Annotated in this window: 17 protein-coding genes; 1 reads left to right on the top strand and 16 read right to left on the bottom strand. The window is 46.8% G+C overall.

From position 1 onward, the window contains the following. Positions 1-18 precede the first annotated feature (18 nt). The 13 genes from K7G97_RS12165 to K7G97_RS12225 all read right to left on the bottom strand — a co-directional run bounded on the left by K7G97_RS12165 (position 19) and on the right by K7G97_RS12225 (position 15,546). Complete coding sequence (locus K7G97_RS12165; RefSeq protein ID WP_223040677.1) at positions 19-1,224, bottom strand: glycoside hydrolase family protein; 1,206 nt, start codon at positions 1,222-1,224, stop codon at positions 19-21. 220 nt (positions 1,225-1,444) lie between these two features. Further along, positions 1,445-3,385, bottom strand: coding sequence for a threonine--tRNA ligase (gene thrS, locus K7G97_RS12170; RefSeq protein ID WP_223040678.1), 1,941 nt, complete (start codon positions 3,383-3,385; stop codon positions 1,445-1,447). A 310-nt stretch (positions 3,386-3,695) separates the two neighbouring features. After that, entirely contained in the window at positions 3,696-4,613 is a 918-nt protein-coding gene (gene dnaI / locus K7G97_RS12175; RefSeq protein WP_023469020.1) for a primosomal protein DnaI, read from the bottom strand. A 12-nt stretch (positions 4,614-4,625) separates the two neighbouring features. Then, complete coding sequence (locus K7G97_RS12180; RefSeq protein ID WP_223040679.1) at positions 4,626-5,987, bottom strand: replication initiation and membrane attachment family protein; 1,362 nt, start codon at positions 5,985-5,987, stop codon at positions 4,626-4,628. A 72-nt stretch (positions 5,988-6,059) separates the two neighbouring features. Next, the gene (gene nrdR / locus K7G97_RS12185; protein ID WP_023469022.1) at positions 6,060-6,536 is read right to left on the bottom strand and encodes a transcriptional regulator NrdR; all 477 of its coding nucleotides are present in this window, start codon (positions 6,534-6,536) and stop codon (positions 6,060-6,062) included. Between the two features lie 13 nt (positions 6,537-6,549). Next, positions 6,550-6,918, bottom strand: coding sequence for a hypothetical protein (locus tag K7G97_RS12190; RefSeq protein ID WP_023469023.1), 369 nt, complete (start codon positions 6,916-6,918; stop codon positions 6,550-6,552). Positions 6,919-7,025: 107 nt separating this feature from the next. Next, positions 7,026-7,412, bottom strand: coding sequence for an adenosylmethionine decarboxylase (gene speD / locus K7G97_RS12195; RefSeq protein WP_023469024.1), 387 nt, complete (start codon positions 7,410-7,412; stop codon positions 7,026-7,028). 258 nt (positions 7,413-7,670) lie between these two features. Then, on the bottom strand, positions 7,671-8,714 hold the full coding sequence (locus K7G97_RS12200) for a glyceraldehyde-3-phosphate dehydrogenase (protein WP_223040680.1): 1,044 nt from the start codon (positions 8,712-8,714) through the stop codon (positions 7,671-7,673). A gap of 132 nt (positions 8,715-8,846) precedes the next feature. Further along, complete coding sequence (gene coaE, locus K7G97_RS12205) at positions 8,847-9,470, bottom strand: dephospho-CoA kinase (RefSeq protein ID WP_262415751.1); 624 nt, start codon at positions 9,468-9,470, stop codon at positions 8,847-8,849. After that, positions 9,449-10,279, bottom strand: a complete 831-nt coding sequence (gene mutM / locus K7G97_RS12210; RefSeq protein ID WP_223040681.1) for a DNA-formamidopyrimidine glycosylase — start codon at positions 10,277-10,279, stop codon at positions 9,449-9,451. Before mutM ends, coaE begins: the two co-directional genes overlap by 22 nt. Before the next feature lie 16 nt (positions 10,280-10,295). After that, positions 10,296-12,893 (bottom strand): DNA polymerase I, encoded by a 2,598-nt coding sequence (gene polA, locus K7G97_RS12215; RefSeq protein WP_223040682.1) that lies wholly within the window; start codon positions 12,891-12,893, stop codon positions 10,296-10,298. A gap of 212 nt (positions 12,894-13,105) precedes the next feature. Further along, positions 13,106-14,839 (bottom strand): two-component system histidine kinase PnpS, encoded by a 1,734-nt coding sequence (pnpS, locus tag K7G97_RS12220; RefSeq protein ID WP_223040683.1) that lies wholly within the window; start codon positions 14,837-14,839, stop codon positions 13,106-13,108. After that, entirely contained in the window at positions 14,836-15,546 is a 711-nt protein-coding gene (locus tag K7G97_RS12225; RefSeq protein ID WP_058265017.1) for a response regulator transcription factor, read from the bottom strand. The genes pnpS and K7G97_RS12225 overlap by 4 nt, the downstream gene beginning before the upstream one ends. A gap of 220 nt (positions 15,547-15,766) precedes the next feature. On the opposite strand from K7G97_RS12225, the gene K7G97_RS12230 reads away from it, so the two are divergent. Beyond that, positions 15,767-16,192 carry a divergent PAP2 family protein gene (locus K7G97_RS12230; RefSeq protein ID WP_223040684.1) on the top strand — a complete coding sequence of 142 codons (426 nt, stop codon included), beginning with the start codon at positions 15,767-15,769 and terminating at the stop codon, positions 16,190-16,192. Between the two features lie 59 nt (positions 16,193-16,251). On the opposite strand, the gene K7G97_RS12235 is transcribed toward K7G97_RS12230, so the two are convergent. The 3 genes from K7G97_RS12235 to icd all read right to left on the bottom strand — a co-directional run bounded on the left by K7G97_RS12235 (position 16,252) and on the right by icd (position 20,083). After that, a complete protein-coding gene (locus K7G97_RS12235; protein ID WP_223040685.1) occupies positions 16,252-17,391 on the bottom strand; it encodes a zinc-dependent alcohol dehydrogenase in 1,140 nt (379 codons plus the stop codon). A gap of 456 nt (positions 17,392-17,847) precedes the next feature. Continuing rightward, positions 17,848-18,786 carry a malate dehydrogenase gene (gene mdh, locus K7G97_RS12240; RefSeq protein ID WP_050677650.1) on the bottom strand — a complete coding sequence of 313 codons (939 nt, stop codon included), beginning with the start codon at positions 18,784-18,786 and terminating at the stop codon, positions 17,848-17,850. 22 nt (positions 18,787-18,808) lie between these two features. After that, entirely contained in the window at positions 18,809-20,083 is a 1,275-nt protein-coding gene (gene icd / locus K7G97_RS12245) for an NADP-dependent isocitrate dehydrogenase (RefSeq protein WP_058703891.1), read from the bottom strand. Positions 20,084-20,121 lie beyond the last annotated feature (38 nt).

Below are 20,121 nucleotides of genomic sequence, written 5' to 3' on the forward strand. Positions count from 1 at the left end.
GGGTGCTTTTTTTATGTCTTAATATGGGATGAAATCGTAGCGTTCTGCTGTTTTATATGTGAACTCATTGAGTTTTTTAAATAAGACGATTTGATCGAGTCCAACCTGCTTGACTGTATTTTGTTGCATGTACCGTTTTTGCTCTGCCGTAAACGTATTATAGATTGGAGCATAGCCATTGCTTTGGAACGGTTGCATTTGAATCGCCCGATCTGCGTCTTCAAATCGATTGTAGCGAATCGTTCCTCCGACAACTCCTCTACCGAGAATCGTCATCGCTTTTCCATCCGCCCGGTGCACGTTTCGAATCGTATTATAACGGACCGTTGGATTCTTCCAGTTCATCATCGAAATCGCATAATCCTTTGTTCCATCAATCGTATTTTTTTCGATCCGCACATTCGTGTGTAATCGATTTTCTGTATATTGATGTGTGCCGATTGCCACGTTGATGTTACGGAACAAGTTATTGCGAATCGTGATATCTGCATTCGGAGTTCCATCTTGTTTCGACCACTTCCAATTGAATCCCTTTGTGATTGGGTCTGGTGTATCGAGATTAATCGATTCATTCGGACCTGTATTCGGTATCATGACGGCGTCGACGAATTTCATGTTTTCGATGACTGCCTTTTTCGTCGCATCAAGTTCCATTGCATGTGAACCCTTTTGATTCCGTACTGTGATGCCACCAATATACAAGTTTTGATTATGAGCAATAGCGAACGCTGAACCACGCGTATATCGATTCAAGTCGATTTGTGCATTCCCTTTTCCGATGATTTTAACGTTTTGTGAGCCATCATACTTTCCGACCTTTTTGTTCAAACGCAATACGGATGGAGCAACAAGATCAAATACACTGGTCGTTGAACTAATCTTCGTTGTTCCTGTCTCCGTCGTCTTCTTGATGATGACGCCATCTTCCAAGATCACCGTCGTATTGGACGGAATACCGACACGTAGTGGAGACAGATATGTTCCTTTCGTCAAGACGAGTGTCCCGCCACCCTCTTTTTCAAGGCGCTCCAAATAAGAGCGCATCGTATAATGGTTGCGCGTCTTTGCATTATAGGTCGTATATTTACGAATCGTCGGGTCAATCGCTTCTGTTTTTGGTGTGATGCGGTATGTCTTTTTAGTCGTCGCCGCATCCGCTTCACCCGGATGAATACCGATTACAAGTGCAGAGGCGATGAGAACAGCAAGAGTCGTCTGTTTCATTTTTTGTAACTTCCTTCCCATCCTTCAAAACATTCCATCCAATGAAGGTTTATTATAGCATTTATCCAATTAAAGGAAAAATAATTTTCGGTTATGTTGAATAGATTCAGCTGAATGATCTACCTTTGTCATCGGCATGCCGCTCCCTTCTTTTAAGTATCACATCACAAAAAAAAGTCCGCCCTACAGTAGCAGGACGAACTCTTTCATGAGGCTAGAATTATTTTGAACGGTTCGCGATTTCTTGTTCTAAATCAGCGACGAATTGTTCAAGTGATGCATTGCTTGAGTCTTTTGAACCGTAGCGACGAATGTTGACTTCGCGCGAGTCGACTTCTTTGTCACCTAAAACAAGCATGACTGGTACTTTGTTGACTTGTGCTTCACGAATCCGGTATCCGAGTTTCTCGTCACGGAAATCTGTTTCGACACGAATTCCTTTTTTCAGCAAGATCGCTTTGATTTCACGGGCATAGTCTTCATGCACTTTAGAAACCGGAATCAATTTCACCTGAACAGGTGCGAGCCATGTTGGGAAAGCGCCTTTGTATTCTTCGATCAAGTATGCAACGAATCGTTCCATCGTCGAAACGACACCTCGGTGTAAGACGACCGGACGGTGATCTTGTCCGTCATTTCCTTTGTACGTCAATTCGAATCGCTCTGGTAAGAGGAAGTCGAGTTGGACTGTCGAAAGCGTCTCATCTTTACCAAGTGCTGTCCGAACTTGAACGTCAAGCTTCGGTCCGTAGAAGGCAGCTTCGCCTTCTGCTTCGAAATATTCGAGTTCAAGCTCATCCATTGTTTCTTTCAACTCACGTTGCGCCATTTCCCAAATCGCATCGTTATCGAAGTACTTCTCTTTATCCGCTGGGTCACGGTACGAAAGACGGAATTTGTAATCCGTGATTCCGAAGTCAGCATAGACTTCTTGAATGAGGTGAACGATGGCTTTGAACTCATCTTTCATTTGGTCAGGACGGACGAACGTATGGCCATCGTTAAGGACCATGTAACGAACACGCTGAAGACCAGTCAAGGCACCAGACATCTCATAACGGTGCATACCACCAAGCTCCGCGACACGAAGCGGTAAATCACGGTACGAACGCGGTTCGTTCTTGTAGACCATCATGTGGTGTGGACAGTTCATCGGACGAAGAACGAGTTCTTCATTGTCCATCTCCATTTTCGGGAACATGTCATCTTGATAGTGATCCCAGTGACCCGATGTCTTGTATAGATCGACTGAACCGAGAACCGGTGTATAGACGTGCTCATATCCAAGTTCGAGTTCTTTATCGACGATATAACGTTCGACCGTCCGACGGATCGCTGCTCCTTTTGGTAGCCACATCGGGAGTCCTTGACCGACTTCTTGAGAAGTGAAGAACAAGCCAAGTTCCTTCCCGAGTTTACGGTGATCCCGCTCTTTCGCTTCAGCAAGGAAGTGGAGATGTTGTTTCAACTGATCTTTTGTCGCCCATGCTGTACCGTAAATCCGTTGTAACATCTTGTTTTTTGAATCCCCGCGCCAGTAAGCACCAGCAATGCTCATCAATTTGAAGACTTGTAGCTTCGCTGTTGCTGGAACGTGTGGTCCACGGCAGAGATCGAAGAATTCGCCTTGACGGTAAATCGTCAAATCCTGATCAGCAGGAATCGATTCGATCAATTCGACTTTCAACGGATCATTGAGTTCTTTATAGATTGCAAGTGCTTCGTCACGCGAAACGACTTCGCGTTCGATCGGCAAGTTCTCACCCGCAATTTTATTCATCATTTTCTCGATTTCTGGTAAGTCTTCTTCTGTCAGACGACGTTCCATATCGATGTCATAGTAGAAACCATTCTCGATTGTCGGTCCGATCCCAAGATGAATCGTTTCATCTGGATACAGACGTTTGATGGCTTGTGCCATCAAGTGAGCTGAAGAGTGACGAATCAAGTCGAGCCCTTCTTCTGAATCCGGCATGATCAATTCGATTGTGCCGTCCTCTTCGATTGGACGACGGTAATCGATTGCGTGCCCGTTTAGTTTGGCAGCAAATGCTTTTTTACGAAGTCCTGGGCTGATTGAAGCAGCAACTTCTTCTGCTGTCGTACCGACTGCGAATTCCTTTACGGCGCCATCTGGAAATGTAAGTGCGATGTTTGACATGACTGTTTCCCCCTTTAACAAAATAAAAAAGACTCATCCCTAAAAAGGGACGAGTCTTAATCTCGTGGTACCACCCTCGTTCCCGGACCAATGTTGGTTCGGCTCGAACACGCGTTAACGGGCGTGAGGCGCAAACGGATTAGCCCCGTTCGTGCTATGAGGGAGTAAAGATATGAATGATGCCATGAGAAGCTTCCACCATTCTTCTCTCGCTAGTTTGGTTCATTTCATACTTCATATCCTCAATCGTTGCATCGTCTATTGACGTGTCATTAGTATAACGAATCGGTCGCTTCCTTGACAAGGAAAATTAGTAGCGACGTCGATTTTCACCGAGGAACTCGATCGGTTGCGTCGTCGTCCGGATCCGCTCCATCAGTCGTGCGGCCTTTAACTTATCACCTTGATCGTTCGTAATCCCGAAATGGAGCTCAAGTTCATCATAAGATAAGTTCGAGCTGAACAATGTCGGCAGACGATGCATCATGCGGTATTGCAAAATGATTCCGAACAATTCATCCCTTACCCACGGACTGATCGATTCTGCACCGATATCGTCAATCAACAAGACTGGAATCGTTTGGAATCCTTCAAGGAACGTATCGAACGAGTCCGACCGGATCCGTCGTTTCGCTTCAGCAACGAATCCCGGGGCATGGACGAGAATCGTTGCAATCCGTTCTTTCTTCAGTGCATTCCCGATTGCAGCCAAGAGATACGTTTTCCCGACACCAAAGCTACCGTGCAGGTACAATCCCTTTACATGCTCTTTTGAGCGCAAATGATTGAGGAACTGCGACGCCGCACGTAAAGCGAGCTTCCGGTCCGTCGTCGACAAGTCGAAATCGCTGAAGTTCGCATCGCGCACTTCGTCCGGCAGGAACAGACTCTTGAATTTTTTCTCAAGTGCACGTTCATCTTCTCGGTCTTTGAGCGCTTGTGACTTCTCATACGAAACGACGATTTGTCCTTTTTCGACGTGCAGGATCGGCTGGTAGCCTTCGATGACGGCTTTACTTTCGATCAGTCGATTCCCATCCATCTGTTCCGCGTATTCGTTCAGTTTGAGCATGCCCCGCTCGATCATCCGTTGATCGATCTCTGGATGGGTCCGTAAGAACATGACGACCCCCGGATGAGACAACACCCGTTGTTGAATCGCTCGAACCGATTCTGCAACGTCCGGTCGACTTAATATTTTTTCGATAGATGATTGGATATGTTCCATGTCTCGACTCCTTTAGTTCCCCTTCAGTTCTCGTAAGATTCGTTCCATCTCTTCATCGTCTGGAACATCCGCTTCGAAACTCGCTTTTTTAGAGGCTTCATACTGTTGCTGTTTCGCCTTCTCTTCTTGCAACCACTTCGGGTTCGGACCGCCGTTCGTATTGCTGGTCCGTCCCCGACGTCCACCAACGGTCTGACGCGCTCGTTCTTGTTTTTGCTCCTGCTTCTTCGCAATCAAATCATCTTGCTCCTGCGTCTTCGCCAGTGCCTCGGATGCTGTCACGTACCCTTTCTGTTTCCAATCATCGACGATCGATAAGAGGAAGTTCTTACTGAAGCGATTGTCTTTTTTGACGACGAGCGCATAGTAGTAGGCGGCATTGACGATCCCAGACGACATCTCATAATCGATGATCAATTGTTGGATCAACTCTTCATCTCGCTCTGATAACGCTTTGACCTTCCGCAACTTCGCGACATAATGCTTCGGATGGCTGCTTTCCATCGTTTCCGTCGCTTCGACGTCTCCGACCTCGATCGTATCGAGTGAGGCGACCTTCGCTTTTTTCTCGCGGCTGAGTTTTTGTTTCGCTGACAACATCATCTGTTTGCAACGTTCTTGTTTCTCAGCATCGGTCATCGGCAAGTATGCTTCGTGACGGAAACGGGCGTTCAACAGTTCCGCCATCAATGCTTCATTCGACTGCGTGACGTACGCAAGCTTTACGAGCAGATGATCGATTGCCTTTGAATAAAACGAGCGTGGCAAAAAGCGATCGGTTTGACGTTTCATCTCTTCTAAATCAAACGAATAATCGAATTCATATACTGCTCGTTCCTGTTTCGCATAGGCCTTCGGCTGATGCGCGGAAGCAAGACCAGCTTTCACATCGAACACTTGATCAAACCGGACCGTCCGATCAACGATGTTCTTTGGAAGCGGTTCTGTCCGGAAACGATGCTGGAGGGAGCGGAACCGGATTTCACCGACACGGTAGAACAGCAGACTCGATAACACGCCGTCATTCAAGAAAGTGTTTGGCGCAAGCGGCACCCGGATTTGATAGATGTAGCGATACGCGGCTTGGCGCGCTTCGAACGTCCGAATCAAACCGATCCCTTCTAGCTTGAATAATTCTTCCTTGAACTCATCGACGGAAAAACCGAGTAGCGTTCCGAGTTCTGCATGGGAGATATATTGGGATTTTGTTTTTCCCGGAATCATCTCGCTCCAAAACGTTTGATAGAGTCCAAGTGCTTTGACACCAATGATCGGCTGGTACAAATAATATAAAGATTGATAGGCTTCACGGTCGACGACACCATTGCTCATCACTAAGCAAAGATCGGTACCGGAAAGTTCACGTTCTACCATCTGACTCGTCCTTTCTTTAGGGAGAAAAAGAGAGGTGCGCTGACCGGACAGACGACCTCTCTTATATCACGTTCAATTTTCACGGTCATTTTCTTGATGTCGCTCCATCAGCTCAGAGAGCTCTTGGAAGAAGACATTGATGTCCTTGAATTGTTTATAGACACTTGCAAAGCGGACGTATGCTACTTCATCGACGGAAGCTAATTCATTTAACACGAGACGTCCGACCTGCTCACTTGGAATCTCATGCTGAGCTGTCGCCCGCAATGCCTTTTCGACCCGACTGACGACTGTTTCTAGCTGTTCAATCGAAATCGGTCGTTTTTCACAGGCACGCACTAGTCCCCGCAAAATTTTATCACGATTGAACTCGTCGCGCGTTCCGTCTTTCTTTACGATGATTAAAGGGGTCTGTTCGACCATTTCGAAAGTCGTAAAGCGATAGCCGCAAGACTCACATTCACGTCTCCTCCGAATCGAACCGAAATCCTGGACCGGTCTTGAGTCCAGTACTTTTGTTCCGTTAAAATTACAGGCTGGACAGCGCATGCCGTACCTCCGTTCACGTGATTTCTTTTGTTCCAATCATTTTTAATCGGTATCCCGCATCAAGTGACGCATAGATGCGCTCGATGTGTTTTTCGAGATCAGGTCCGAGAAGACTTTCACGATGTAAGAATAGATCGACGGCCGTACGTCCGCCCGCCACCATGATGACGGTCGCGAGTCCGTCGACTTCTTTTAATGTAAAAGCGAGTTCTCCACGTTCCGCGTCAACACGACGTACCGTTCCGCCCTCTTGCTTTAAGATATTTTCTAAACCAGCAAACAACATCTCGACTGTTGCCGCATAGTAGTGTGTGCGTAAATTTTCGTTTTTATGTGTATCGGATGTCTCTAGCTGTTTTTGCAAGCGTTCCTTCAGTCCCATGGTCATCCTCTTTTCTTTGTTTCTTCTACTATTAAGAATAACAGACGTCAGACATATTAAAAAGCCCTCGTCTGAACGACGAGGGCTTGACGAATTCGTGTGTGTTGTCAGTTGACGTGCTGGACAGTAGCCGCTGGAACTTGAACAGGTCCCATACCACGTGGAATTTCGACATTTTCACGGATTTTCGCATCGAGCTTTTCAGCAATGTAGTTCGCTGCGATGGCTGGATCGATCCGATCCCCACAAGTAAAGACATCAACCGATGCATACCCGTGCTCTGGGAAACTGTGAATCGTCAAGTGCGATTCAGAGATAATGACGACGCCACTGACGCCGTGTGGTGCAAACTTGTGGAATGCTACTTCTCGTACTTCTGCACCTGCTTGAAGTGCTGCATCAACGAAAAGTCGTTCAACGAATTCCATGTCGTTCAATTTTTCAGGATTACAATCCCAAAGTTCTGCAATAATGTGTCTTCCCATAGTATCCATTTGTGGATCCCCCCTACATTCAATGGTCTTCAAAGTAGTTGATCACTTACTTTGCGCCTGAGTCGTTCGCACCCACGGGGGAAAGTTAGTCCAGAGAGGTCCTAACCCTTTAAGCTGCGATTGCCAGACCGATTGAAGTTCACGATTTGAATTATAGCGAGTATCAAAAAGATACACAAGGATAAATTTCAAAAATTAATACATTTCTAGAAAAAAAACGGGACAGATCCCATCGTTACTGGAATCTGCCCATTGTCATTAATTCAATTCAAGTTCTTTTTCAACCGTTCCCATCGCCTCTAAGTGCGCCGAGACGAGGTGAACAAGATCAACGACGCGGCAAGAGTAACCCCACTCATTATCGTACCAAGCGAGAACCTTCACTTGACGACCGCCCATGACCATCGTCGAGAGTCCATCGACGACCGTCGAACGCTCTTCTCCGTTGAAGTCGATTGAAACGAGCGGTTCCATCGTCATTCCGAGAATCCCTTCAAGCGCACCGTCCGCTGCTTTCGTGAACGCTTCGTTCACTTCAGCAACTGTCGTATCGCGACTGACTTCAACGACGAGATCGACGAGTGAGACGTTTGGTGTCGGAACACGAAGCGCGAGTCCATTCAATTTTCCTTCCAAGTGAGGCAAGACGAGAGAAATCGCTTTTGCCGCACCTGTCGATGTTGGAATGATGGATGATCCACATGCGCGGGCGCGTCGTAAATCCTTATGCGGATTGTCAATATTATTTTGATCGTTCGTAAACGCATGAACCGTCGTTACGAGACCCGATTCGATTCCGAATGCCCGGTCGATGACTTGCACGACAGGTGCGAGACAGTTCGTCGTACACGATGCGTTCGAGACGATAGCATCCGTTTCATGATCATACATGTCGTCATTGACACCCATGACGATCGTCCGGACATCCCCTTTAGCAGGTGCCGTGATGACGACCTTTTTTGCGCCTGCCACCAAATGCTTCGCAGCACCCGTATCTGAGTTGAACTTTCCTGTCGCTTCGACGACGATATCGATGCCGAGTTCCCCCCACGGCAATAGTTCAGGATTGCGTTCACTGACGATTTGAATTTGTCTTCCGTCAACCATCAACGCCCCATCGATGATGTCGACCGGATAATTGAATTTCCCATGTACCGTGTCGTACTTGATTAAATGTGCGAGTGTTTCGACTGGATAACTTGCATTGATTGCTACGACATCGCTTTTCCCCTCAGCGATCAGACGTCGAAAGACCATTCGACCAATTCGACCAAAACCATTGACTGCCACCTTGACTCCCATGTGCGGATCCCCCTTCAATGTGACGGATGTAGCTCCGTTTACAGATAGAACTATATCATGAAATGTAAGCGATTTCATTATGTTCTCTAAAAAAAGTGAGAGAAGATGGAAACTTCTCTCACTTCACACTTTTCATGTGTCACTCTCATGCTTATCGGTGTCATATAATACTAACCATTTATCGATTTGTTGATATAACGAATCAAGACTCCCATCATTAAAGAACACATCATCCGCAAGCTCTTTTTTCTGTTCAATGCTAAGTTGCGCATGAATACGTGCATATGCTTCTTCTTCCGATAGGTCATTACGTTGCATCAATCGTCTTAACTGCATGTTTTCCGGACAATACACGACTACGACACGGTCGAACAGCGTCCGCCAATCGCCTTCAAGTAACAACGGAATATCAAATACGACGAGCGCATGTCCTGAACGTTCATAGGCATCTGCTTCATCAAGCATCTGTCGTCGAATACTTGGGTGCATCAACTGATTCAGCTGTTGTCGTTTTTCACTATCCTGAAAAATGATTTGTCCAAGTTTTGGACGAATGAGACGTCCTTCCTCGAATGCTTCCGGGAAAGCCGTCTTGACCGCCTCATAGGCTCGCCCTCCTGGCTCAACGACTTCTCGCGCAACGAGATCCGCATCGATGACCGCTATTCCTTTTTGCTTCAGATAGCTAGAGACCGTACTTTTACCGGTGGCGATACTGCCCGTCAGACCAACCCTCATAAGGCGACCTGTTGGCACGTCGGACAGAAGTGTGTTCCCCGTCCGCCGACTTTGATTTTTTCAATGGCAGTGCCACAACGGGGACACGGTTCGCCCTTTTGACCGTATACCGCGAGTTGAAGCTGGAACTCACCTTTTCCAGAAGGTGAGACATAACTTCGGATCGTACTTCCTCCCGCTTCCACTGCTTGTCGTAAGACGTCGACACCCGCTTGATGGATGCGTGAGATATCATCAAGCGTCAAGGCACCAGCCTTCGTCAACGGATGGACGCGTGCCACATGCAGGGTCTCATCGACATAGATGTTACCGAGACCAAGGAAGATCGATTGGTCAAGCAGTGCCGTTTTGATTGGACTTCTTTTTTTACGAATTAAATTCTCCGCTAACACATCTGCTGTGAACTCCGGATCAAACGGTTCACGCTCCAGCTGTGCCAGTGGAGCAGTCTGCATCGCTGTTTCCTTATCACGTAATTCCATCGTTCCGAACTTCCGGACATCATTGTAATGCAGCTCCGAACCATCCGTGAATCGGAAGACGACATGAGTATGTTTATCCCGCTCGACCGGTTGCGGATACGGGAAGTACTTCCCTTCCATCCGCAAATGGCTGACGAGATAAAAACGATCAAAATCAAAGAGTAGGAACTTACCGCGACGTTCGACGCGTTCGATCCGTTCTTGATGTAAGGCATCTGCAAATGGTGCCACTTCCATCCCCCGAATCATTTTCGGGTGGTAGACTTTGACGGAAGAGACTGTTTTTCCAGAGACCGAACGTTCTAAACTGCGGCGAACGGTCTCGACTTCAGGTAATTCAGGCACGTCTATTCCTCCTTGCTTACTTCGTTTCGTACCACGTATGTCCTGCGCCCCCATCGACGCGTAGCGGTACGGATAGTTCGACGGTCTGCTCCATCGCTTGTTTGACAAGCGCTTGTAGCGCATCGAGTTCTTCGTCTGGTGCTTCAAAAATCAATTCATCGTGTACTTGTAGTAACAAACGTGCTTTCAGATCAGATGCCTGTAAGGCAGCATGCACATCAAGCATCGCTTTTTTAATGATATCCGCAGCCGAACCTTGAATCGGCGTATTGATTGCCGTACGTTCGGCAAAACCGCGTAAGTTGAAGTTTTTCGAATTGATATCCGGGATGTTACGACGCCGGTTCATCAACGTTTCGACGAATCCATTCGCTCGTGCCGTCTCGATCGCCGTATCCATGAACTGTTTGATTTGCGGGAACAGCTCGAAATAACGATCGATGAACGATTGTGCTTCCTTCCGCGTGATGTTCAAGTTTTGTGACAGTCCATAATCGCTGATGCCGTAAATGATGCCGAAGTTGACAGCTTTCGCCTGACGCCGCATGTTTCCTGTGACATCCTCCGGTTCGACACCAAAGACACTACTTGCCGTTTGAGTATGGATATCCTCATCATGTAAGAATGCATCGACAAGCGTCTGATCCTGCGACATATCGGCCATGACACGTAATTCGATTTGTGAATAATCGGCAGCATACAGTGACCAACCTGCTTCACTCGGAACGAAGGCTTTTCGAATCTTCCGGCCTTCTTCGATCCGAATCGGGATATTCTGAAGGTTCGGATTGACCGAACTTAAACGACCTGTCTGGGCAATCGTCTGAGCAAAACGGGTGTGAATCTTTCCGTCTTCCTTGATGACTTTTTGTAAGCCTTCGACATACGTCGACTGTAATTTTTGGAGCTCCCGGTATAACATGATGTGATCGATGACCGGATGCAGCGGACGCAGTTTTTCAAGGACGTCTGCGGCAGTCGAGTAGCCGGTCTTTGTTTTCTTGAAGGCGGGCAGTTCGAGTTTTTCAAACAGAATCACACCAAGTTGTTTCGGTGAATTGATATTGAATGACTCACCTGCCGCTTCAAAGACCAACGTCTCAAGTTCCGTTAAACGTCCGGCAAGATCTGCTTGCATCGACTGGAGCGTCGCGACGTCGACACGAATCCCGGTCCACTCCATCTCAGCGAGGACACCTGACAATGGACGCTCTAGTGTTTCATACAGCTCATATTGCTGATTCGCCTTCAACTCTTCCCGGACTTTCGGGAACAATAACTCGATCATCCGTGCCTTTTCTGCAAGATAAGGATGTAATACGTCATCCGCTGGGGCTAGACGTTTGGCTCCCTTACCGAGGACTGCTTCTTCGTTCGGTGCCATCAATGCATAATGACCAGCAATTGAAGCGAGCGTCGTGCCGCCACTTAAGTTCAATAAGTAACCCGCTAATAACAGATCCTCATAACCGTTTAAGGTTAAGCCGTGCTTACGCAACGCGAATGCGACTTGTTTGGCATCGAGACAAATCTTCCGATGTTCCGACTCGATCCATTGGCGGAATGCCGGATCCTCGACGAGCGTCGGGGCAGCAACATAGATCGTGTCAGGCGTTGCGATTGCAAACCCGATGATGTCCTCTTCCATGTAATCCTCTCGCAACTGTTCAGCAAGCAACACCGCATCGGTGACGTCTTCAGGAAGTGAAGTGATCGTCACGACGTTCAACTGCTCTTTATCCTCTTCTTTGACGACAGGGGCGAATCGATTCGTCAACGACTTGAAACCGAGCGACTGGAACAACGAATACGGCACTTGGGTATCAACGTCGCGAATTTGCAAATCATCTAGCGTCGTCTCGAGCGGGACATCGACTTTAATTGTCGCAAGTTCTTTCGACAGTCGTGCTAACTCTTCGTTCGCGATGACTTTTTCCTTCTGCTTACCTTTTAAGTCTTCAACATGTTCATACAGTCCTTCGACAGAACCATATGCCGAAATCAATTTAACTGCCGTCTTTTCACCAATCCCAGGAATCCCTGGAATATTATCCGACTTATCTCCCATTAATCCTTTCAGGTCAATCATTTGAATCGGTTTGAGACCACCATATGTCTCAGCGAACAGTTCCTCCGTCATGCACTGGACGTCCGTGATCCCACGCTTCGTGATCAAGACTTCGACCTTATCCGTGACAAGTTGAAGTAAATCTTTATCACCTGTGACGATCCGCGTCCGATCCGTCGGCATCGTTCGTGCGAGCGTACCAATCAAATCATCTGCCTCATAACGATGGAGTTCCATCATTTGAATACCGAGCGCTTCACAGATATCCCGGACGATCGGGAATTGCTCACGTAGTTCGGACGGTGTCTTTTCCCGACTCCCTTTATACTCCTGATAGACATCATGACGGAACGTTTCACTCGAAGCATCGAAGGCAACGAGCATATGTGTCGGTTGTTCTTCCTCGAGCAACTTCAATAACATCATCGTAAAGCCATAAGCTGCGTTCGTATTTCGTCCTTGCGCATCCGTCATTGGTGGTAAGGCGAAAAACGCCCGATAGGTCAACGAGTTCCCATCAATCAATAGCAATTTATTTTCCATCATCTACGCCCCTTTAATCGATTTTCTGTTCCTATTGTATCACTCTACACACATTTGTTCGCTAAAAATGACCAAAAAAAGACGATTGACTCACGGGGAGTCAATCGCCAAGGGCATGACGACATGGGAGCTGATCCAGTCGCCATACAGATGATGAAGAAGGTAATTTCATCATAAGATATGTCTATTAAGGAAATGTGAATCCACTGTGAAATTCAGCCATGTTTTGGTAAACGAATCGTAAATGTCGTCCCTTTCTGCTCCTCTGAAGCGACTTCGATTTCACCATGGTGAAGGTCGACGATGTGTTTGACGATGGCTAGTCCAAGACCCGTCCCCCCAGAATTGCGGCTTCGTGCCTTATCGACGCGATAGAAACGTTCAAATATCCGTTGGGTTTCTTTCGGATGAATACCAATTCCGTCATCTTTGATGATGAGCTGGACAGACTCTTCCCCATCCTCAAGCTGAATCCAGACGTTGCCACCATTTGGCGTATAATTCAACGCATTCGCGACCAAGTTGACGACGACCTGTTTCAATCGATTCAAATCTGCCCGAATGAAGACTTCCTCTTCCGTTTCGATATGAATCGTCATCTCTTTTTCTGTTGCTCGTCGGTCCAGGAGTGCTGCCGTTTCCCGAACGAGACTTGTCACATCAACGATTGCGGTCTCGAGCTGATAGTTATCCTGTTCTAAACGAGAGAGTTCAAGCAAGTCTTCCACCAATGTTTGCATCCGTTCCGACTCGTCATGAATGATCCGTAAAAATTGTTCACGGATTTCCGGAACCTCTTGCGCGCCATCGAGTAACGTCTCCGCAAACCCTTTGATGGACGTCAACGGTGTCTTTAATTCATGGCTGACATTCGCGACGAAGTCTTTACGCATCTGTTCCAGCTTTTTGATTTCCGTGATGTCGTTAAAGACGACGGTCGTTCCCTGCACGCGACCGTTCTTATCGAAAATCGGAGCGGCACTGACCATGAACGTCCGACTATTAATACCGAATCGAACACTCGACTGCTTTCGATTTGGTTTTTCCGTCAGATAAACATCTTCAATCACCTGGCTCATCTTTTCGTTTGGCAATACACGATAGTACAGCTTCCCGCTAGACGGTTCATGAATGTTGAACATTTCCCGATACGTCCGGTTGACGAGCAGGACATAGCCTTTTTCATCAATCAACATGAGACCGGCTCCCATGTACTCGATCAAGGATTCAAGACGCGCCCGTTGCATCGCCTCACCAGACGATGCGTTCTCGAGATTGCGCGCTAGTAGATTGATGGAGCGTCCTAAATCGCGTGATTCATCAGGTGCCGACAACTCATAGACGCGTGACTTGTAATTTCCATGCGACAGCTCGTGCAACACATCGGTTGCCTCCGCGATCGGTCGAAGGAATCGTTTCGTCGAACGATAGATCGTCAAGAATATAATCAATAACGACGCAACGAGAGAAAGGATGATGACCGTCCAAATCCGTGAATAAATAACGTTTAAGTCTTTTGCGTAACGAATGAAACTGACGTACACCTCGCCACCGTCCGCTGTCGGAACAGGCTTCGTGAATTGGACGACACTGTCATCTGTTTTCGATTCAAACGTCCCCTCATCAGGAATCGCTGAAAAATTAAGAGTCGCGACTTTTAGTTTCGTCACATCAACCGGTGTACCAGCAATGATCTCACCCCGACCATTGAATAAAATCATGTCGAAGTTCGATTCCGCGTACAATTGATTCACATACTGGGCCATCTCCGAAACATCGCGCCCTTGTAAGATCGTCTCGACAAGAGAAGTCTCATCCATCAATTTTTCTTTTTCATTTTGGACATAGAACTCTTTGAAGGATTGTCCAAGTAAGAAACCGAGTGCAATCAGCACGAGACTGATGAACGAAAACATTTTAAAGATGAACCGCTTGCGATACTTACTCATTCCGGTTTCGGCTCCTCCATCTTATACCCGAGACCACGAATCGTTTTGATATAAATCGGTTTTTTCGTATTCGGCTCGATTTTTTCACGGACATGACTAATGTGCACATCCACGATTCGTGTATCGCCGACGAAATCATAGTTCCAGATTGCGGATAACAGTTGGTCTCGTGTCAGGACACGTCCCTTATTTTTAGCAAGATATACGAGCAATTCGAATTCTTTAGGTGTCAGTTCAAGACGTTCTTCTGCTTTGAAAGCTTCGTAGTTATCTGGAACGATCTTGACATCACCAATCAGAATCGTCCCATCCGTCACTTCTTCCGATGGTGTTGTCTGATGACTCATTCGTCGTAAAATTGCTTTCACACGGGCGACGACTTCACGTGGGCTAAATGGTTTTGTCAGATAATCGTCCGCACCGAGTTCCAGACCAAGAACTTTATCGAACTCATCATCCTTTGCCGTCAGCATCAAGATCGGCGTATTGATTTTCTGTTGGCGTAGCCGTTTACATACTTCCAGACCATCGAGTTCCGGCAACATGAGATCCAGTACAATCAATGCGGCATCTTGTTTTTCCGCTAATTTTAAACCTGACATCCCATCATGTGCCGTTTCGACAACGAAACCAGCCTGTTCTAGATTAAACTTCAATAGTGTTGCAATCGACAATTCATCATCTACCACGATAATTTTATCTTTCAAACCTTGCATCCCCCTCAAGTTTCGTTCTTTCGAATGAGGAATTCCGTGGAATCCGCTTCGTCTGTCTTCATCTTACCGACTTTCACAGGAAAATCACAAATCTTTCTGCTGTTTCTTTACATAATCTTTAAAGGAGATGCCGAATCCAACTAGATCGTTCGTGTAAAAGCTAATAAAACGGGGAAACAATACATATCGTTAATTGTAGGAGGTAGAATGTATGGAATGGAACCATCCCCTTTTTGCAGCCATCACGGCGTGGTTCATCGCTCAAGCAGCGAAGCTTGTCACGAGTTTGGTACGGACGCGAAAGTTCGACCTGGAAATCATGTTTGCTTCCGGTGGTATGCCTAGTTCACATAGCTCGACTGTCGTCGCCTTAGCCGTGGTCATCGGTTTTCAGGAAGGCTTCTCGTCCTCACTCTTCGCACTAGCTGCTATATTTGCCACGATCATCATGTATGACGCAACGGGTGTCAGACAAGCAGTCGGTGTTCAGGCAAAATTACTCAATGATTATTTTAAAGGAATTCGTCATGAGACCCCTCTTCTGAATGAGCTCGTCGGCCATACCGAATTTCAGGTGTTCGTTGGTCTGTTACTCGGACTAGCCGTCGGTCTTCTATGGCCCGTCTTCTTCTTTTAATCCAATGATGTACAACAGCCCATCCAAAAATCGGATGGGCTGTTTGAGTATGATATAGCTTATGGTTTCAAGACGACCTTGATGCATCCATCTGTCCGATCATTAAATGTCTGATAGGCAGAAGCAGCATCATCAAGTGCCACTCGGTGTGTCACGATATCCGTCGGATCAAATTCTTGATTGATGATTTTCTGGAATAGTTCCGGCATCAAATGGACGACTGGTGCTTGTCCCATTTTCAGCGTAATATTTCGGGTAAAGAAATCGCCAAGCGGAAACTGATTATATTTTTTAGCGTAGACGCCTGTCAACTGTACAGTACCAAATTTCCGGACAGCGTCTTTTGCAATATCAATGGCACTCAACGTTCCACCTTGCAGACCAATCTTTTGTTCAATTTTTTCTATAGGGGACATCTTCCCATCAAAACCGACGCAATCAATTACGACGTCTGCCCCACCTTGTGTCAGCTCTTTAATATACGCACCACTTTCTGCGTGATCTGAGAAATTTACTGTCTCGACTTTATTCGTGACTTTAGCATGATTTAATCGATACACTTGATCATCTACCGCAATGACTCGCTTTGCCCCTTGCATCCATGCAAATTTTTGTGTCATTAGTCCAACTGGTCCTGATCCGAGTACAACGACCGTATCTCCTTTTTTCACACCCGCATGCAGAACACTCCAATACGCCGTAGGTAAAACGTCAGATAAAAACAATAGTGCCTCATCTTCTAATTCACATGATTCAGGAATCACGAGTGGCATGAAATTCCCGAACGGAACTTTTAAATATTCCGCCTGACCACCGGGATGTCCACCAAACTCTTCTGTAAAGCCGAAGTACCCACCTGTATCAACATGGGGATTTCCGTTCGAGTTATCACATTGACTCTCCATATCATGTTCACAAAAGAAACAGTGACCACAAGCAACATTAAACGGTAACACGACGCGATCACCACGCTTGACCTTCGTCACACCTGGTCCAACTTCTTCAACGATGCCCATCGGTTCATGACCAATGACATAATCTTTGTGAGCCGGCATATTCCCTTGATAGATGTGTAAATCTGATCCACAAATGGCAGTCGAAGTGATTTTAACGATGATATCATCGTTTTTATCAATCGATGGATCCTGGACTTGTTTGACTTGAACATCTTTTGCTCCTTGGTACGTTACGGCGCGCATGTGGCATCCCCCTTAGTGGAATAGAATGACGTACCTTTGTCCTTACCCTAATACAATCTTTTTTTATACATGTTTATTGAAATTGGAACTTTTCTCCTATATATATCGTATGTTGTGAAAAACACACTTTACACAATTAACCTATGAATGAAAGGAGGCACTCGCGTGGCACGATGCACCGTTTGTCGTCAATCCTGGTCTGCTCGAACAATCTATCGTTTAATCTGGTCTGCTCACGGACTGCCCTGTCCACATTGTCAAAACCGACAACACCTACATATGGAACACCAAGGTTACTTCCTTCGAATCGGATACTTGATTCCTTGGCTGACGTTTCTTCTTATACTGGTCTGCCCTTGGTATGCCAAGTTATCGCACTATGCTTCTCCTCATCGGTTATGACAAGACAAAAAAGACGAACTTGTCACTTTCGACAAGTTCGTCTTTTTTTTAGAATCAAGATTTTAATAAGTCGAGTACAGAACGGACTGTAGAGGCAGAGCGATTCAAAGCCTCTTGCTCTTCAGTCGTCAGTTCGAGTTCATAGACATGCTCGACACCGTTTCCGCCAAGAATGACCGGTACACCGAAATACATATCGTCATATCCATATTCGCCTTCGAGATAAGCAATGGCCGGTAGAATACGTCGCTGGTCCTTCAAGATCGCCTCGACCATCTCAGCAATTGCTGCTGCCGGTGCGTAGTAAGCGGAACCGTTTCCGAGTAACTGAACGATTTCACCGCCGCCTTTACGTGTTCGGTCAACGATCGCATCTAACCGCTCCTTGGATATCAGTTTCTCGATTGGAATGCCTCCCGCCTGAGAATAGCGCAGTAGCGGCACCATGTCATCCCCGTGTCCTCCGAGTACGAATCCCGATACATCCTTTACAGAAACGTTCAGTTCCTCTGCTAAGAATGTCCGGAAGCGTGCCGTGTCGAGGACACCGGATTGACCGATGACACGCTCTTTCGGAAAACCAGATGCTTGATAGACTGTATACGTCATCGCATCGACCGGATTCGTCAAAACGATGATGATCGATTCCGGTGCATGCGCGACGATTTCCTTCGTCACAGCTGTCATGACGGCAGCATTCGTACTCACGAGGTCCTCGCGGCTCATCCCTGGCTTTCGAGCAATGCCGGCAGTGATGACGACGATATCCGCACCGTTGATGTCCGCATAGTTCGATGTCCCTTTTACTGAAGCATCAAACCCGAGGATCGGCGCTGCCTCTTGCATATCAAGCGCCTTTCCTTTCGTCGGATTCTCTTGCTCGGGTCGGTCGACGAGGACGACATCTCCTAGCTCTCGCTGAGCAAGATAGAGTGCCGTCGTTGCGCCCGTAAAGCCACTTCCTATGACTGCGATCTTCTTCCGTCTGTTCATCGACTCATTCCTCCTGATCGGATTACATGTTTTTGATGAGTTCGTCCGCGAATTCAGAACACTTCACTTCAGTCGCACCATCCATGAGACGTGCGAAGTCGTATGTGACGACTTTCGATTCAATCGATGTTTCCATCGATTTGATGATGAGATCTGCCGCTTCGTTCCAGCCGAGGTGACGGAACATCATTTCGCCTGACAAGATGACAGACGATGGGTTTACTTTATCAAGTCCAGCGTATTTCGGTGCCGTACCGTGAGTTGCTTCAAAGATCGCATGACCTGTCATGTAGTTGATGTTTGCTCCAGGTGCGATTCCGATACCACCGACTTGTGCAGCAAGTGCATCCGAGATGTAGTCACCGTTCAAGTTCATTGTCGCAACGACATCGAACTCTTTTGGACGAGTCAAGATTTGTTGTAAGAAGATATCAGCGATTGAGTCTTTCACGATCAACTTACCAGCAGCTTCTGCGTCTGCTTGTGCTTTGTTCGCAGCATCTGTTCCTTCTTCTTCCTTGATGCGATCGTACTGGTTCCAAGTGAAGACGTGCTCTGCGTATTCACGCTCAGCAAGCTCATAACCCCAGTTTTTGAAAGCTCCCTCAGTGAACTTCATGATGTTGCCTTTGTGAACGAGCGTCAATGAAGCGCGCTTGTGCTCAAGTGCATATTCGATTGCTGCACGAACGAGGCGTTCTGTTCCCTCTTTTGAAATCGGTTTGATTCCAAGACCAGATGTCTCAGGGAAGCGGATTTTATTGACACCCATTTCGTTTTGAAGGAACTCAAGCAGTTTTGCAGCGCCTTCGCTACCTTCTGCGTATTCGATTCCTGCGTAGATGTCTTCAGTATTTTCACGGAAGATGACCATGTCTGTATCTTCTGGGCGTTTAACCGGTGAAGGAACACCTGTGAAGTAACGAACTGGACGAAGACATGTGTACAAATCAAGCTCTTGACGTAGAGCAACGTTCAACGAACGGATTCCGCCACCGACTGGTGTCGTAAGTGGTCCTTTGATTGCGATGATGTGCTCACGGATGAGATCGAGTGTCTCTTCTGGTAACCAGTTGCCTGTTTTGTTGAATGCTTTTTCACCAGCGTAGACTTCTTTCCATTCGATTTTCTTCTCACCGTTGTATGCTTTTTCAACTGCTGCATCAAACACACGTACAGCTGCGTTCCAGATATCAGGTCCTGTTCCGTCACCAATGATGAACGGAATGATTGGAGCGTTTGGAACTTGAAGTGTACCGTTAGTTACTGTGATGTTTTCGCCTTGAAGTGTAGCCATGTCTAAAAATCCCCCTTAAGTAATTGTAATCTACATCA

It is taken from the genome of Exiguobacterium acetylicum, from assembly GCF_019890935.1.
GTDB lineage: Bacteria > Bacillota > Bacilli > Exiguobacteriales > Exiguobacteriaceae > Exiguobacterium_A > Exiguobacterium_A abrahamii.

What these genes read in the sequence shown, in the direction of transcription:
- K7G97_RS12190 (WP_023469023.1), bottom strand. Translation starts at nt 6,918, where the DNA reads ATGGGACTGAAGGAACGCTTGCAAAAACAGCTAGAGACATCCGATACA.
- speD (WP_023469024.1), bottom strand. Translation starts at nt 7,412, where the DNA reads ATGGATACTATGGGAAGACACATTATTGCAGAACTTTGGGATTGTAAT.
- nrdR (WP_023469022.1), bottom strand. Translation starts at nt 6,536, where the DNA reads ATGCGCTGTCCAGCCTGTAATTTTAACGGAACAAAAGTACTGGACTCA.
- K7G97_RS12200 (WP_223040680.1), bottom strand. Translation starts at nt 8,714, where the DNA reads ATGGGAGTCAAGGTGGCAGTCAATGGTTTTGGTCGAATTGGTCGAATG.
- K7G97_RS12165 (WP_223040677.1), bottom strand. Translation starts at nt 1,224, where the DNA reads ATGAAACAGACGACTCTTGCTGTTCTCATCGCCTCTGCACTTGTAATC.
- K7G97_RS12235 (WP_223040685.1), bottom strand. Translation starts at nt 17,391, where the DNA reads ATGCGCGCCGTAACGTACCAAGGAGCAAAAGATGTTCAAGTCAAACAA.
- thrS (WP_223040678.1), bottom strand. Translation starts at nt 3,385, where the DNA reads ATGTCAAACATCGCACTTACATTTCCAGATGGCGCCGTAAAGGAATTC.
- mdh (WP_050677650.1), bottom strand. Translation starts at nt 18,786, where the DNA reads ATGAACAGACGGAAGAAGATCGCAGTCATAGGAAGTGGCTTTACGGGC.
- K7G97_RS12230 (WP_223040684.1), top strand. Translation starts at nt 15,767, where the DNA reads ATGGAATGGAACCATCCCCTTTTTGCAGCCATCACGGCGTGGTTCATC.
- icd (WP_058703891.1), bottom strand. Translation starts at nt 20,083, where the DNA reads ATGGCTACACTTCAAGGCGAAAACATCACAGTAACTAACGGTACACTT.
- K7G97_RS12180 (WP_223040679.1), bottom strand. Translation starts at nt 5,987, where the DNA reads ATGGTAGAACGTGAACTTTCCGGTACCGATCTTTGCTTAGTGATGAGC.
- polA (WP_223040682.1), bottom strand. Translation starts at nt 12,893, where the DNA reads ATGATGGAAAATAAATTGCTATTGATTGATGGGAACTCGTTGACCTAT.
- dnaI (WP_023469020.1), bottom strand. Translation starts at nt 4,613, where the DNA reads ATGGAACATATCCAATCATCTATCGAAAAAATATTAAGTCGACCGGAC.
- pnpS (WP_223040683.1), bottom strand. Translation starts at nt 14,839, where the DNA reads ATGAGTAAGTATCGCAAGCGGTTCATCTTTAAAATGTTTTCGTTCATC.